The following is a 14,226-nucleotide window of genomic DNA, read 5'->3' on the forward strand; positions in this document are numbered from 1 at the left end:
TGGCACGCCTGAAAGAGACCGCCGAAAGCGTGATTTGTCTACAGTTCCTGGTGATGAACTTGGAGCATAGACTCCGTGTTCTTTTGTTCTATTTTCTGCGGCACCTATTTCGGTATAATCTAGCTTTAGTTCGACCGTCATTATAGTGTTTTAATTGAAATTAGGATTGGTTCAGCAAACCCTAAGTAATTTATCATATTATCGGCTCTCTGACGGAAGTTATTATGTCTTGCTTCCTGTTCGGCATATTGCGTTTTCTTCTTCTGGAGTTTTTTCAACTCGGAGGAGATTTTGACATAGTGCAGGAATTGCCCATGTCCAGCCTAACCGAACCGCTTCCGCTACTCGTCCTTGCTCACATAGGAGCTGAACCCTGCGCTGGGATATCCCCCATTTTTCTGCTGCTTCTATTGCCGTAATATAATCCATTCTTTATACCTCGCAGAAATATTTTCCAAATAATATTGTATACGAAGAAACAAATGAAAACAATGTATTTTGTGAACATATTTCTGTAAAAGTAACTATTCGAGCAAGTAATATGCATGAATAAAACAACCGCCATTCTGCTTTTCACAGTTTGGCGGTAGTCTCTTCTCGGCTATGTTATTTTGCAAGCCAGCTCCTGCTCCATCTCCAAACCTGACTTGAATCTTATGATAATCTTGTCCTTCGACATAACCTTGATACTTCATTTATTGGCTCAGATCTTTTGTTCTTCATATTCTATAAGTGCTTTCTTATATTCAGTTATATAGAACTTATTATCAATATAATGACCAAAGAATTTAGCAATAAAAAACACATATATAATGACAATTATGAATGATAAAAATAGCAGGCCTGTCGCAACATCAATACCTAAAATATTAGCATCAAGCAATTTATTAGGCTTGTCATCTTTGTTAATATAAATCCCGAGCCAATATGTAAAAAACGGAACAGGAAATAATATTTTACAGAAGTCTATTTTTTTCTGACTTATCTCTATTTGGTTTTCAGATGCAACAATGAACTTTTTCAGAGATACTCCTGGATTTATATCATTATTTTTTATATCTCGAATCACAGCCAAACAGTCAAGTCTTTTTTTATACCAATGATAAACTCTATAAAATTCAATTCCTGTTATTGCTGCTACTACTATATACAAATAACTTTTATATTTAGTGATAAACTCCATCTTAGGTAATATCATGCTACCCACAATTGCGAAAAATATTATTGTTACCGCCCGCATAGTTGCTCTTTTTAGTGATTGCATCTTATTTACTTTATCCCAAGTTTCTAAGTCCATGCTCAAAATACCCCTCCCTTTGCCAACGATCTTTAATCCTTTGCGACTTGCCAAATTTCATTAACCGCTACTATAACTTCATCCCAGCGAATATCTTCTGTATAGCTGTATTTCTTGCGATAATTCTCCCATAACTTTTGCATGAAAATATCTTTTGAAACTTCATTTATAATAGTTTGGCCCTCTGCCAGAACACCATATGTGCCACGGTTTATTGAGGTTGACACAAGAGCTTTCGCAAGCAGTTCTTTATCCAAGATTTCCGAATGCATTTTTTGCAATATGTATATATCGTAGAAATCCCTCATGCGAGTGTTGGTTGTGCCGCGGGAAATAATCGTTTCCAATTTTTCTGCAAGCACTGTTTCAAGGTTATAAGCAAAAATATCGATCTGGCGTTCTTCGAACATGAGGTTAAATCTATATAATGTTTCTCTGGGTGTTATTTTATCTCCTACAGTTATATCAATCTTTAAAGGGGTACGAATCCCGTCAAACAGGGCTTCTAAGGACACTCGCAAGCCATTGTAATCTGCTTCGTCACGAATTGACTCAATACCCTTAATCCTCATCTGTGTACCATCATCAATCGACACTGCCAGGATATTTTCAAAAACTTCTTTAATAGTTTCTTCTGAAAGAGGATAGCCTTTGATAGTTGCATCCATATCCATAGTTGAACGGGTATCAAGCCCCACCATGGCAGCAACAAGCATTCCCCCTTTTAACACAAAGTTGGAACGATATTTTGATAAGGAGATTCGTTCCAACAGTCTTTCAAACATATAGTTTCGCATCAAAATCTGAGCATTAATGTTCTTCTTTTTTGCCAAATTGCGAATCAATGCTTTTAGCTGCGTTGATGATTTCATAGCAGCACCTCTAGGTATTTTCGCAAAACATTAGTGATCCTGAATTTATCTGCATAACGCATAAGCTGTGGAAGGTTCTTATCTTTGCGTGTTGTATATCTTTTTAAAGCGTCAGTTAAAATTTCAATATCCATTTGACTCCGGCTTCTGATAATATCGCAAATTGTTCGCTCCATATCATAAGTTCTGACTACACGATTATAAGGTGTTGCTGCTCTTGTAGAACCCAGTTCATACAACTCCGGTTTTATAGAATATACTTTAGCTCCGCTATTTCGCAGACTCTTTGTATTCATTCCCGTCTTTACGGTTACTGAATATACAAGCGGATCTCTATCTGTAAGATTGTGAAAATACAGTGCTGTTTCATGAGAAAAAATTGCTTGCTTGAACCTCATCTGAAAACGGTACATTTCATCATCGTAGCAGTCGCGAGCAATATAAATTCCACGCTCTAAACGCTCTAATACTCCTTTCCTTACAAATTCAGAAAGATAGGTTCTTGGAATACCTGCCTCAGTTACAAACCTTGTAGAAATGACGCCATTATGCTTTTTAATTAAATTATGAAGTTTAGCAGAATAATCCATTTTATTTTCCTCTCTTTACGAAACTGCTAATATCAAACTTCGTTTTAGCATTTTTGCAAATCGCTTCTTTAACTTATATAAACAGTAATCAACTTTTATTATTGCATAAATGCCTATTTTAATAATCACTTAACTATCGCTTTTCCAATTTAAAACAAACAAGGTTTTGTCCTTCGATAAACTCAAAAACTTATTTTTTTCCAAAGTTTCAGCAGTTTCTTCATTATAAGTATGGATTTTATCTATAGCAATAAATATTTGCTTCTTATGAGCTACATATATTTTTATAATATTTTCTATTGCCTCATTTTGTATATTTTTTAGCAGAGGCAAGTCATGTATGACTATAGGTAAGCAGGTTAGATCTAATAATGCCAAGTCAAAAGTAATTAAATTGGCATAGGCCGTGCCTGTACCTGTATCGCCAAAAGTGGCAAAAATATAGTTCTCCCCATCAATACTCAGGGTAGGTGCTCTGCGGTTATCCGGATAAATAAGCTTATTTATTTCATTCATTCTGTTGTTAATCTGACTGCAGATATCAGCAACAATGCTGCTCCTTATTTCTGCCAAATCACTTTTAGCTGATGCTAGAGCATCTTCAAGTGATTTTCTTTTTGTATAAAAGCTGTTTTCATCGTTCAATTGCTTTATTTGCGCAGAAAGATCAATAACTTTCTCATAGGTATATTTTGGTGCATTTTTTATATTTAACTTTTCTTCAATTTTTCTGTCTACTTTTTCTATATCGCTTAAAATACATTTAATCTGTTTGGTCAGCTCCAATTCAGATTTTTTTAATTCTTCCTTTAAAATTCCTGTTAAAGAATTATGAAACCTATCGATTTCTTTGATCTTTTCCAAATTTATGCTTGGGAAAAATTCAGCTAACCTAGCAAGTTCCGGATCGATATTTAATTTTTCTTGATTTATATTATGTTTTGTCCTTTTCAATCTGTTTTCATATATATTATACTGCCTAACAAGCTGGCTTTTCTCAGATTTTAGCTCTAATATGTCCTTTGTCAGCAAAGCGTCAATATCGACTGATACACCGATGATATCCTTCTTCACCTTTTCCAATTGAGCAGTCAGCTCAGCAATTTTCTTTTCATTCTGATTAAAAATAGCCTTTGTTACCTTTGGAATAAATTCGTTTTTAATAGCTTTCATCAAAACATTCTTTTCTTCTGTTAATTTATCAATTTGCAGCTCATATTCCTTAATGCTCTGGTATTTGTCAAAAAGCTTTATTAATGCCAGTATAGATTCTTTTTTTGGTTCTTTATCAAAATATTGCAGCGGCTTTTTCTCATTTAAGTTTTCTTTTCCATATACTCTGGTATACCGGCCAACTATATTTCTAAAAGATATATCTTTTAGTGTAATCTGATATTTTTCCTTTAGCATGGCTGTATATTCATCAGTCTTTATAGTTTTAACAGGATTATAATTGCCATCGCAAATTGTTGTGTATTTATAATCTTTAGTACCTCTTGAAAAAAATAGCTCTTCTTCACCAAAAACAAATGAAAATTTAAACTCATGGTGTCCGAGATTTTCTACGGCATCTTTATTTGCTTTTGTATAGCTATCTCCGCCAAAGACAAAATCAATAATCATCAGTATCGAGGATTTACCAATGGAATTTGAGGCCACTTCATCACCAATTACTGCATTCAAGCCAGCCTTAAATGTAAGTATTGGTTCTCTAAACTTATCACATATTATCTGTCTTAACATATTTAATCACCCGATTACCTTTCAAATATTCTATAGCGCCAAGTACAAATGCGACATCAAGCGTTAATATAAATTCGTTTATATCTTCGAATTGATTTTGAGTATCCTCCCATAATTCCGTCGGACTTTTCGCACATTGCTTAAGCATCTCAAGTACAATAGGAATTTTGCCTATAATACTTTTTTTATAAGGTGTAATTTTGTTTGGAACAATCATGAGAACACCTCGCAGTCTTGAATAAAAAAAGATACAATGATTTCACATGCCCTTAAAGAGTATTTCCCCGTTTTATTATGTATCCAAGCAACAATGCTATGGTAAATATCTTCTTGGCTCTGTGTAGTCTGCCTGCACTTATAATAAAAGCCCTTTATCTGCATTGCCAAAGTATTGAATTTTTCTGGGCATTCTTTGTCAATTTCTACAAAAATGCTTTGAATAAACTTGAAGTATTCCGTAACATCATTAATAATTTGCTTTTTCAGCAGCAAAGGAAGAGTATTGTCTGATTTTTGCTCCACCTTTAAAGCGGTATACTCCAGCTTAGCCAGTTCACCGCTCTCCAAATTTAATTTTTGCAATACAACTCTTATTTCATCTTCAATATTAAAATAAGAATATGTATTCATAATCTTGCTTTTTTGTATGAGAGATTCCTTTATTTTATACAGCATGCGGTACTCTTCAATAGTGCGTGGCTTGTCAAATTTCTCATGGCAATCAGGACAAAGCGGTATAACATTATCCAAGCTGTTTACATCGATGCTAAGCCGCTTTTCATTTTTTAAAAGTTCAACTTCCTTTGGAGTAGGGTTTAGAGGGTATATATGAGCTATTTCATACTTTTTATGAATCTGGCCGTTTTTTTCATAGTACAAAGGCTTTGTGCAAATCGGACAAATTCCCTCGACTTGCGTGTACAATAACAGCTGTTCATTAGCTGAATAAGTTTTTCTAGAATTGCTCACAAAACTCACCCCTCTTTACGAACTTGCTAATATTATATATCATTTTAGCAAATTCGTAAAGAAACTGCTTTTATTTTTTACTCAGCTCCTGCTCCATCTCTAAACCTGACTTGTATTTTATGATAATCTTATCCTTTGAAATAACCTTGATACTATATACAAGCTGCCTGACAAGCTGGTTGTCAAATTCCGATAATTTGTCGTCTGCGGCGTTCAGAAACTTCTTCATATCCTCGATTCTTCTCTGGAAGCTGTCCTGCCTGGCTTCCTGTTCAGTATATTGCGTTTTCTTCTTCTGGAGTTCTTTCAACTCGGAGGAGATTTTAGCATAGTGCTCGTCAAAGTCCGTATTATCTGCTCCACATCTTGCATTTTCCTCTACGAAGCCTAACATCTCTTTTTTTAATTCCGCGATCCGTTCCTCTATTCTTGTTATGTCCATCCGTTTAGCCCGGTTGCTCATCACCAGCTGAATGTTGGACTGTAGAGTGTCCACAAAATCTCCCTTATCCTGTATGAGTGAATTGAAAGCATCCATAATGGCTCTATGTAAAACATCTTCATCAATTGTGGGAGATTTTTGGCAGTATTTTTTCCCATGCTCCAGCCTGTTAAAGCACCGCCAGACAATCCTTTTCTCACTATATGCTGTCCAGGATGCCCGTCTGTAGGGCTTGCCGCACTCCCCACATGTCATCAATTCAGTGAGAGCATATTTTGAGCTGTATTTTCCGCTGTCGGTTTTGACTCTTTTATCAGCAGACTTTCTGATGTTAGCCCGGCGTGCTTTTTCTTCTTGTATCCGATGAAACAAGTCTTTAGAAATGATGGCTTGATGGCTGTCCTCCACATAATACTGCGGAACAATTCCATTGTTTTTAACTCTTTTCTTAGTGAGATAATCCACAGTGTAGCTTTTTTGCAGCAGGGCATCTCCCATATACTTCTCATTGGAGAGCATCCTGTTGATGGTGGTAGTAGACCATTCGTTTTTTCCGGTAACCGTTTTTATGCCGTTTTCCTCTAAGTACTTTTTAATTTGGGTAATGCTTTGACCCTCTAAATACAGTCTGAAAATCAGCCTTACAATTTCTGCTTCTTCGGGTACAATCACCAGCTCTCCGGCCTCGTTCTTCGTGTAGCCCAAAAACCGGTTGTGATTGACCATAATTTGTCCTTTTTCAAACCGGCGGACCCCCCCCACCTTGTGTTGGTGCTTAAAGAGCGGCTTTCTTCCTGGGCAAGGCTTCCGAGGATAGTGATGAGAAATTCTCCGGTGCTGTCCAGGGTATTGACGTTTTCTTTCTCGAAGAACACGCCGATGTTTTTTTCTTTCAGTTTTCGTATGTATTGAATGCAGTCAAGGGTGTTTCTTGCAAAACGGCTGATGGATTTTGTCAGCACCAGGTCAATCTTGCCTGCCATGCAGTCCTCAATCAATTTATTGAACCCGTTCTGTTTTTTGTGCTGGTGCCGGATATGCCCTCATCGGCATAAATGCCTGCAAACTTCCAGCCTGGGTTTTTCATAATCTCCGCCGTGTAATAATCCACCTGTGCCTGGTAGCTGGACTGCTGCTCCTCCAGCTCCGTACTGACCCGGCAATAAGCAGCCACTCTCAGCTTTTTTATCTTTGCTTTTTCCTTAAAATCATAAATTGGATTTGCAGGAATTACCGATACTGTTCTTTGTCCCATCGCCATGGGCTTTTCCTCCTTTTCCCCGTAATGTACTCTCTCGGAAATTCGAGATTTCTTTATGTTCAAGGCTTTACGCCTTGGACTTTTTTGTTTTTTCCTCCACTTATTGCTTTGTCGAAAATCAGAACAATTGTTCTCTTGACAAATCGAAATCGGCCCCATAATCGCAATGGAGGCATTATTTTCCAGCCTACTAACGATTATGGCGGTGATTTTGTGTGCTAAGACCAGTGCGCTCTCATGAAGATTTTCAGAAATTCGTTAGGGAACAACTGCAAATCCATTATTTTGAAAAGAACCCTCCGATGACGGCGCGGAAAATCTGGAGCAATGCCTTACCAGATGCCCCAGCCCTCATTTCCGAGAGCGTACCCGTAATTTATATGATGTGCTCAGCGTCACTCCGTTGATCAGTTCAAACCGGAGCTGCCCGGTGATTTCCACCGTAATGCTTTTGATGGTTGCTTTGAATAAAGCCTCGTCAAATGCTTTAATGGGCTTGCGACTCTCAAGCACCGCTTTCAATTTCCTGGTTTTATAATCAAAATCATCCACCTGGGAGATTCGATATTGTTCTACAGCCCTTTTGAACAGCAGCTGTACTACATCTGACGGTTCTAGGCCGTTTTGTCCTAGTCCGCTGGATATTTGCAATTTTATCTTTCTTAATTCTGCACTTTCTGCCACTGCATTCACTGCCGGACGCTTTTCTATCATTTCAGGGTTCTCCATCACCCGGTTGATAATCTGTATAAAGCCTGCTTCAAGCTGCTTGTCATCAACCACGCCGCTTTTGCAGCAGACCCTGTTGTCAACGATATACCGTTTGCATTTCCAGTTGCATTTCTTGTTCTTGTTATGGTGTTCGGTGTACCTTTTGAAAACACTCCCGCATTCCCCGCATATCAACCTGCCGGTGAAGGGGTAAGTGCTGGCCACACCGTTGGCAAAGTAATTGACATTTCTGCCAAGCTGGGCGTTCTTTTCTTCCCTGAGCCTGTTGGCGGCATTGAACACTTCCTCCGGGATAATGGCAGGATAGAAGTCACTTCCGGTGTATTTGCAGTTGCTCAAAATTTTTCCGATGGAGCCGTGATTCCAGGAGGGCTTTCCATTGGCATTGGGAACCTTCATTTCCGTCAGATCCTTTGCGATCTGCTTCAAGGATATGCCCGATATAAAATTATTGAATATTTTTCTGACCAGGTCCGCCTTTTCCAGTTCGATGGTTACGGCTCCGTCTATGATTTTATAGCCGAAGGGCATATGTCTTTGAGCCATTTAGTCCACTTCCTCTCCGATAATTTCCGGAAGCTCCAGTCCGTTGATTAGGCGGAAGGCGATTTCAAGCTTGGATTTTACGATGATCTTTTCTACCATCAGCGAAAATATATTTTCATCAAAGCTCTCCATCAGGTCATCCTGCTTTTTAAGGAAAGCGATCAGTTCCTCCGTTCTGGCAGCCTCATCATTAAATCCGTTGTATTCAAACAGCTTGTTCCGCTGCTTTTTGGCTTCGTAGAGCTGCTTGGTGATCAGATTGCTTTGCTCTATAAAAAGAACAGAGTCAAGATATCCTTTCGACCTCAGTCTACTCAGTACATGACTCTGTTCGGTAAGTTCCGTTATTTTTTTGTTGATTTCCCTGACCTGGGATTCGTACTCCCTGCCACAGTAAAGCTTTTTCAAATCCTCGGCCAGGGGGGTTAATATTTTGTCATAATTGCTTTTCAGCTTGTTATATAGATTGATGAATGCAGCTTTGATGTGATTGTCCTTGATGGCCGTCATGCCGCATTCAGTCCGGTTCCTGATATGTCTGGTGCAACACCACTGCTCTGTTTCATAAGGTTTACCCTTGAATATAATTTGCCTTTTGAAATTACTCCCGCATTCACCGCATTGGATTTTGCTGCTGAACGGGTATCGTTGGTTATATTTTCGCGTGTCGGTATCCATCATGGCTTTTTCAGTTTTTCGCTGCTCCATGATCTCCCTGACCCGTTCGGCCTGCTCTTTTGGAATAATGGGTTCATGGTCGTTGGCGATGTAGTAGCACTGTTTCTGTCCCCGGTTCCGCTTCCGCTGGAAGGGCAATGTGTCGGTGGTAAAGGTCTTCTGAAGGAGCATGTCGCCATAGTATTTTTCATTGGTCAGGATTTCCTTCACCACATTTTCTCCCCAGGCTTCTGCCCCTTTTCTTGTTGGAACTCCTTCTTCCGTGAGCTCTTTTGCGATGACGTACGTTCCTTTCCCGTTCAGGTAGTCAGTATAAATCCTTTTTACAATAGCGGCTTCTTCTTCATTGATGATGATTCTTCCGTCCTTGTCTTTCTTATAGCCGTAGGGAAGGTAAGAAGGCTTCCATTCGCCTTTCATAAACCTTTTTTGTATCGCCCACCGGTTGTTCTTGGAGGTGGAAATGGATTCCTCCTGGGCAATGGAGCTTAAAACCGTCATCAGCAGCTCGCTTTCAGCGGACAGAGTGTTGATGTTCTCTTTTTCAAAATAAACGGCAATCCCGAGCGCTTTCAGCTTTCTCACCGTCTCAATGCAGTCTGCGGTGTTCCTCGCAAATCTGGATATGGACTTGGTAATGACCATGTCCACCTTTTGGGCTTCACAGTCGGCAATCAGCCTTAGAAACTCGTCCCGCTTGTCTTTGCCGGTGCCGCTGATGCCTTCGTCTGCATAAATTCCGGCAAAAGTCCAGGCATCGTTGCTTTCTATCAGCCGGGTGTAGTACTCCACCTGTGCTGAAAAGGATTGCAGCTGCCCGGTGTGATCCGAGCTGACCCGGCAGTATGCGCACACCCGCAGTTTTGGAGCTTCAACTTCTGCTTCCATGCGATGGATGGGCTTGATGACTTTTACTTTTGGCATACGCTTCCTCCTTTCACTTTTCAGTACATGATGCTTTATCAGCAACACACAGTACCACACAAATCCAGCGGTTTTTAACAACAAAAAACTACCGCAAAGAGCGGCAAATTTCTCACAAAGAATTGCCAGGAACATTTCCAGCGGATAAAATAAAAAAGTGCTCCCCATGATTCCTGCCAGAATCAAATAACCGGGGAACACTTTTCACAAAATAAGCAATTTGAGAGTATACAATTTTGGTTGTGATGTCAAGACCTACATAAAAATCATCTATACGGTGCAAATAGTAATCCACTGTAACACCTGTGGTTCACAGATGGTTTACCATGCCTGTTACACAGTTCAATATAAATCCAACACCCTACAAACCGAAATCGTCATACTCCGCTCTATTGCAGTGGACAAACATTTATACCCATGCCCTCGGTGCCTGGGTAAGCTACCCGGCCTCCGATGTTGCCACCTGGCCTTACCGCTACCTCAATCGAATTTTAGATCTTCTTAAATCCCAAACCTTTTTATAAATTCTCATTACCAAAGCCGCCGATATTTCCCATAGTTTTAAACCAAAGCCTCCTTATCACCGGAGTAGAATGTTTTTATTCCAAAACTAAAGGTGTCAAGGAGGAAAATAACATGAATGAAGACCAAAACCTGGAACGTGCCTTTTTCCGCTATGGGTTGATCCACCCTTTACTGGATGACAGCCTATCTTCCGGGGAAAAATCTGCCCTAAGGAAACAAATACTTTCCAAAACATACAATATCCCCATAGCAGCCGAGCCACCATAAGTGAAAGAACCCTGCGACAATATCTCAAGTGGTACCGGGAAGGCGGCTTCTCCGCATTAATAACCTGCAAACGGAAAGACCGGGGAGAAGTTCGGTCAATTTCAGAGGAAGTATTAAAAAAAGCCTTTTCCCTAAAAGAAGAACTACCTACGCGCAGTATCCGTGAAATAATTGCAATGCTCGAACTGTCGGGAGACGCACCTCCCGGTAGCGTAAAACACTCCACCCTGTCCAGATTAGTGGCTCAGCACACCGGTCAGTTGCGAACACTATCTCCGGGTAAAACCTTTCGCCGGTATCAGAAGGAAAACGTTAATGATACTTGGCAATCCGACGTGAAACACTGTATTTATCTGCCAAATCCCCACAATTCTAAAGAATATATAAAGACCTATCTAATTGCCTTTTTAGACGATAAAAGCAGAAAAGTTTGCGGCAAAATCTATTGGGCTGAAAACGGTGCCAATGTAGAGGATTGCTTCCGCAAAGCCCTGATCCAGATGGGTGTGCCCCGTACTCTCCCCAGAGCAAGGGCAAATTGGAAAAATTTAACGCTTATGTCGACCGGTCCTTTGAACCAGAAGCCCGGCGACTTGGGATTAAGACTTTAGAAGAATTAAATCAGTACTTTGAAGTTTGGCTTGCGGAAAATTATAACGATAAGGTACATGCCGAAATCAGGCGCACGCCACAAGAAGCACACCAAAGTGAACAAGCTCAACTGAGATATATAACCCCGGAAGAATTACGGAAAATCTTTATCCAGCGGCAGATCCGCAAAGCCGACAATGCAGCCACGGTATCCTTAGGCGGCAATCTTTACAAGGTTGAAGGTTTTCTAGCTCGTAAAAAAGTGGAATTGCGCTATGACGCCAAGGATCTATCCTGCGTTGAAGTCTACTACAACGGACAGCAATACAGCAATGCCGAACCCCTGATTATTCGGGCTAATGTATGGGACGGGGCAACAGAATCGGCCACAATGGTGCCTAAACAAGATGAAGTCACAGGTGAAAAGACAGTGCAGACCAGCTTTCTAAAACTATTACAGGAGAAACACGAGCAAAAACTTAAAGACAAAGCTCACCGTATCCACTATGCCAAACTCTACCAAAAGGAGGATGAACCCCATGTATGAAAATTACTTTGGATTTTCTAAAACTCCTTTCATTCGGGACATCGATGTAAAACAATTGTTTTTGCATGCAGATTTTCAGGAGCTAAAAGGACGTCTGCAGTATGCTATCGAAAACAGGCTCTTTGCAGCCGTAACCGGGGAGGTGGGCAGTGGCAAAACCACTGCTATTAGGGCTGTGGTAGAAGAAATTAACCCTGTCTCCCATAAAATTATTTATATTTCCCAGTCGGATATGTCACCTAAAGCTTTTTACAATGAAATTCTGGAGCAGATCGATATGACTCCCTCATATTTTAAACCTGACTCAAAGCGTAAGGTGAATAAGGCTATGTTGGAGTTGTACCAACATGGGAAAACCCCAATTGTTATCATCGATGAAGCTCACCTGCTTTCTGAAAAGATGCTGGAGGAAGTGAGATTTTTAGTCAACTTTAATATGGATTCGCTGTCGCCTTTAAGTCTTATCCTGGTAGGCCAGCCGGAACTTTCGGAAATGTTGACCAACCATAGTATGCGAGCAATCTCTCAGCGTATTACTATCCGGTATATGCTAAAGGAACTGGATTTACAGGGAGTGGAGGATTACATTAGAACTCACATTAAGGCAGCAGGAGGAAGTAGTGAACTTTTTACCGGTGAGGCTGTGCGTGAAATCCATACTTACAGCACCGGAATCCCCCGGAAGATTAACCTGCTCTGCGATAAATGCCTGCTGAATTGTTATTTGAATAAAACACGTATTGTGGACGATATTGTGGTAAAAAGGGTTATTAAAAATGAATTGGAACACTAAAAGGGGATTTAAATATGATGTTTTCCTGCGAGGCCAAGTTCGGCCGAAGAACAGAACGATGGCTTGGAACCATTGTAGGCTTTAATAAATATGGAAGTCATTACGAAATTAGAATTGATAGCCGTTCCAGTATTACTGTAGTCTTTGGCAAGACTGCCCTGGGCGGGTTTGCTTGTATGCCGGATTTTGGCGCAGGTTGCCATTTGGCAGATTTAAAAGATCACTTCTGGAATACTGAACAATTGACTAGAGTATTAGGCAAAGTGGATGGTATTACTGTAAGTTCTGCATTATGTGCTCTGGCTGATGAAATTAAATTTTAGTTTATTCTACGTTGGATTATTATTATGAAATTTTTATCTGTAGCCGTGGATGTGGGCAGTGTGGGCAACGCTTAGCGTTGTCCAAGCCCTGTGGTCAACCGTAAGGTTGTCCATAGGGCGGCACTGTCCACAGCCTGCTTTTTGTTTATCTTTATTGGATACGTGTAAAGGAGGTTTTATTTACCTTTCTGCTGCCATGAGTCTAGTTTGTACTGATCCATTAAAAGGTACATATGTAATTGGAAATTAGTCCGGCTGTTTATTTTGAGAAATTACCAGCAGTTTATCGTGAGAAACAACAAATGCCTGCCTGATTGCATCTTCACTGCCAGGATAAGCCCATGCAGTATCAAAATAAGTAAATCCCGCCTCAAGGAAACAATCTACCATATCTTTTACCTGTGTGATATCTATCTTGTCGCCATCCTTTGGCAAACGCATGAGCCCAAAGCCTAATTTTTTTATTTTATCTCCTAAATAAGCCATAAATAACCACCTATTACGTATTTGCTTTAGACATTTTTCTTTTCACATCTTGTAATCCAGTTCGGGGAATTTATAATGTGCCATTTGGTGGAGTAGTGATTTTTCCGCTCCACCAAATGGCTGTTTATTTTATAAATTCAATTTTGATAGTTTATTTATAAAGCCCATTTTTCTTAATCCACGCGGCAATTTCCTTTTCCGCGGAGCGTCTTCCGCCTTCGTAGGCGGTATACATATCCAGCACTTTTGCATTGGGACACATCTTCGCAATATCCCTGTCCGAGTGTCCTTTGCCACCACCATGAGTTGAAAATGGCATTACGGTCTTACCGCTGAGATCATTTTCGCTCAAAACGTGGCGATGGGAGGTGCCATGGTACCCCACCAGATGGGTGTACCGATGTACACCACATCGTACTTGCTTAGGTCTAAGTCCAGCTTTTTGATTGGCGGGCGGAACCCTGCGTTAATTTCTTTCTTGGCTTGTTCCACCACTGCGCTGTAATTCGTAGTATACGGCGTTTCCGGCAGGACCTCTCGAACATCCGCACCTATCTGCGCCGCAATAATTTTGGCCATCTCTCTTGTGTGGCCTGCCCAGGTGTAATATACAACTATACTATTGCTCATTTTTTTCTCC

Annotated in this window: 15 protein-coding genes and 2 pseudogenes; 4 read left to right on the top strand and 13 right to left on the bottom strand. The window is 40.2% G+C overall.

Features of this window, described 5'->3' with window-relative positions; all coding sequences use genetic code 11:
- Nucleotides 1–703: 703 nt before the first annotated feature.
- From H569_RS0109395 to H569_RS0109435, 10 genes and pseudogenes are all read right to left on the bottom strand, one after another.
- The gene (locus H569_RS0109395) at nucleotides 704–1,297 is read right to left on the bottom strand and encodes a hypothetical protein (protein ID WP_157833501.1); all 594 of its coding nucleotides are present in this window, start codon (nucleotides 1,295–1,297) and stop codon (nucleotides 704–706) included.
- A 32-nt stretch (nucleotides 1,298–1,329) separates the two neighbouring features.
- Complete coding sequence (locus H569_RS0109400) at nucleotides 1,330–2,169, bottom strand: nucleotidyl transferase AbiEii/AbiGii toxin family protein (RefSeq protein WP_034630140.1); 840 nt, start codon at nucleotides 2,167–2,169, stop codon at nucleotides 1,330–1,332.
- Complete coding sequence (locus H569_RS0109405) at nucleotides 2,166–2,759, bottom strand: type IV toxin-antitoxin system AbiEi family antitoxin domain-containing protein (RefSeq protein WP_027364799.1); 594 nt, start codon at nucleotides 2,757–2,759, stop codon at nucleotides 2,166–2,168. Before H569_RS0109405 ends, H569_RS0109400 begins: the two co-directional genes overlap by 4 nt.
- A 129-nt stretch (nucleotides 2,760–2,888) precedes the next feature.
- The gene (locus H569_RS0109410) at nucleotides 2,889–4,502 is read right to left on the bottom strand and encodes a DUF2326 domain-containing protein (RefSeq protein ID WP_027364800.1); all 1,614 of its coding nucleotides are present in this window, start codon (nucleotides 4,500–4,502) and stop codon (nucleotides 2,889–2,891) included.
- Nucleotides 4,480–4,719, bottom strand: coding sequence for an ABC-three component system middle component 7 (locus H569_RS0109415; protein ID WP_027364801.1), 240 nt, complete (start codon nucleotides 4,717–4,719; stop codon nucleotides 4,480–4,482). Before H569_RS0109415 ends, H569_RS0109410 begins: the two co-directional genes overlap by 23 nt.
- Nucleotides 4,716–5,471: an ABC-three component system protein gene (locus tag H569_RS0109420; protein ID WP_027364802.1), complete on the bottom strand. Its 756-nt coding sequence runs from the start codon at nucleotides 5,469–5,471 to the stop codon at nucleotides 4,716–4,718. Before H569_RS0109420 ends, H569_RS0109415 begins: the two co-directional genes overlap by 4 nt.
- A gap of 70 nt (nucleotides 5,472–5,541) precedes the next feature.
- The gene (locus H569_RS23610) at nucleotides 5,542–6,585 is read right to left on the bottom strand and encodes a recombinase family protein (protein WP_407638063.1); all 1,044 of its coding nucleotides are present in this window, start codon (nucleotides 6,583–6,585) and stop codon (nucleotides 5,542–5,544) included.
- Nucleotides 6,582–7,333 (bottom strand): annotated as a pseudogene (locus H569_RS23615) (recombinase family protein). Before H569_RS23615 ends, H569_RS23610 begins: the two are co-directional and overlap by 4 nt.
- A gap of 192 nt (nucleotides 7,334–7,525) precedes the next feature.
- Nucleotides 7,526–8,452: a recombinase family protein gene (locus H569_RS0109430; RefSeq protein ID WP_027364803.1), complete on the bottom strand. Its 927-nt coding sequence runs from the start codon at nucleotides 8,450–8,452 to the stop codon at nucleotides 7,526–7,528.
- Complete coding sequence (locus H569_RS0109435) at nucleotides 8,453–10,054, bottom strand: recombinase family protein (RefSeq protein WP_051273527.1); 1,602 nt, start codon at nucleotides 10,052–10,054, stop codon at nucleotides 8,453–8,455.
- Nucleotides 10,055–10,690: 636 nt separating this feature from the next.
- On the opposite strand from H569_RS0109435, the gene H569_RS22500 reads away from it, so the two are divergent.
- The 4 genes from H569_RS22500 (at nucleotide 10,691) to H569_RS0109460 (ending at nucleotide 13,100) form a co-directional block, all read left to right on the top strand.
- Nucleotides 10,691–10,846, top strand: a complete 156-nt coding sequence (locus H569_RS22500) for a hypothetical protein (RefSeq protein WP_157833502.1) — start codon at nucleotides 10,691–10,693, stop codon at nucleotides 10,844–10,846.
- A gap of 475 nt (nucleotides 10,847–11,321) precedes the next feature.
- Nucleotides 11,322–11,984: a Mu transposase C-terminal domain-containing protein gene (locus H569_RS0109450; protein WP_081410951.1), complete on the top strand. Its 663-nt coding sequence runs from the start codon at nucleotides 11,322–11,324 to the stop codon at nucleotides 11,982–11,984.
- On the top strand, nucleotides 11,977–12,777 hold the full coding sequence (locus H569_RS0109455) for an ExeA family protein (protein WP_027364807.1): 801 nt from the start codon (nucleotides 11,977–11,979) through the stop codon (nucleotides 12,775–12,777). The genes H569_RS0109450 and H569_RS0109455 overlap by 8 nt, the downstream gene beginning before the upstream one ends.
- A 14-nt stretch (nucleotides 12,778–12,791) precedes the next feature.
- Nucleotides 12,792–13,100: a DUF6618 family protein gene (locus tag H569_RS0109460; RefSeq protein ID WP_027364808.1), complete on the top strand. Its 309-nt coding sequence runs from the start codon at nucleotides 12,792–12,794 to the stop codon at nucleotides 13,098–13,100.
- Between the two features lie 297 nt (nucleotides 13,101–13,397).
- Here H569_RS0109460 and H569_RS0109465 read toward each other — a convergent pair.
- From H569_RS0109465 to H569_RS22755, 3 genes and pseudogenes are all read right to left on the bottom strand, one after another.
- A pseudogene (locus H569_RS0109465) lies at nucleotides 13,398–13,586 on the bottom strand (aldo/keto reductase); the annotation flags it as partial.
- A gap of 151 nt (nucleotides 13,587–13,737) precedes the next feature.
- Nucleotides 13,738–13,905, bottom strand: a complete 168-nt coding sequence (locus H569_RS22750) for an NADPH-dependent FMN reductase family protein (protein WP_169726463.1) — start codon at nucleotides 13,903–13,905, stop codon at nucleotides 13,738–13,740.
- A gap of 29 nt (nucleotides 13,906–13,934) precedes the next feature.
- Entirely contained in the window at nucleotides 13,935–14,216 is a 282-nt protein-coding gene (locus tag H569_RS22755; protein ID WP_081410954.1) for a flavodoxin, read from the bottom strand.
- Nucleotides 14,217–14,226 lie beyond the last annotated feature (10 nt).

The organism is Desulfotruncus alcoholivorax DSM 16058 (assembly GCF_000430885.1).
In the GTDB taxonomy this organism is placed as follows: Bacteria; Bacillota; Desulfotomaculia; order Desulfotomaculales; family Desulfallaceae; genus Desulfotruncus; species Desulfotruncus alcoholivorax.

What these genes read in the sequence shown, in the direction of transcription:
- H569_RS22750 (WP_169726463.1), bottom strand. Translation starts at nt 13,905, where the DNA reads ATGCCATTTTCAACTCATGGTGGTGGCAAAGGACACTCGGACAGGGAT.
- H569_RS0109400 (WP_034630140.1), bottom strand. Translation starts at nt 2,169, where the DNA reads ATGAAATCATCAACGCAGCTAAAAGCATTGATTCGCAATTTGGCAAAA.
- H569_RS22500 (WP_157833502.1), top strand. Translation starts at nt 10,691, where the DNA reads ATGAATGAAGACCAAAACCTGGAACGTGCCTTTTTCCGCTATGGGTTG.
- H569_RS0109435 (WP_051273527.1), bottom strand. Translation starts at nt 10,054, where the DNA reads ATGCCAAAAGTAAAAGTCATCAAGCCCATCCATCGCATGGAAGCAGAA.
- H569_RS0109455 (WP_027364807.1), top strand. Translation starts at nt 11,977, where the DNA reads ATGTATGAAAATTACTTTGGATTTTCTAAAACTCCTTTCATTCGGGAC.
- H569_RS0109405 (WP_027364799.1), bottom strand. Translation starts at nt 2,759, where the DNA reads ATGGATTATTCTGCTAAACTTCATAATTTAATTAAAAAGCATAATGGC.
- H569_RS0109460 (WP_027364808.1), top strand. Translation starts at nt 12,792, where the DNA reads ATGATGTTTTCCTGCGAGGCCAAGTTCGGCCGAAGAACAGAACGATGG.
- H569_RS22755 (WP_081410954.1), bottom strand. Translation starts at nt 14,216, where the DNA reads ATGAGCAATAGTATAGTTGTATATTACACCTGGGCAGGCCACACAAGA.
- H569_RS0109395 (WP_157833501.1), bottom strand. Translation starts at nt 1,297, where the DNA reads ATGGACTTAGAAACTTGGGATAAAGTAAATAAGATGCAATCACTAAAA.
- H569_RS0109415 (WP_027364801.1), bottom strand. Translation starts at nt 4,719, where the DNA reads ATGATTGTTCCAAACAAAATTACACCTTATAAAAAAAGTATTATAGGC.
- H569_RS0109410 (WP_027364800.1), bottom strand. Translation starts at nt 4,502, where the DNA reads ATGTTAAGACAGATAATATGTGATAAGTTTAGAGAACCAATACTTACA.
- H569_RS0109430 (WP_027364803.1), bottom strand. Translation starts at nt 8,452, where the DNA reads ATGGCTCAAAGACATATGCCCTTCGGCTATAAAATCATAGACGGAGCC.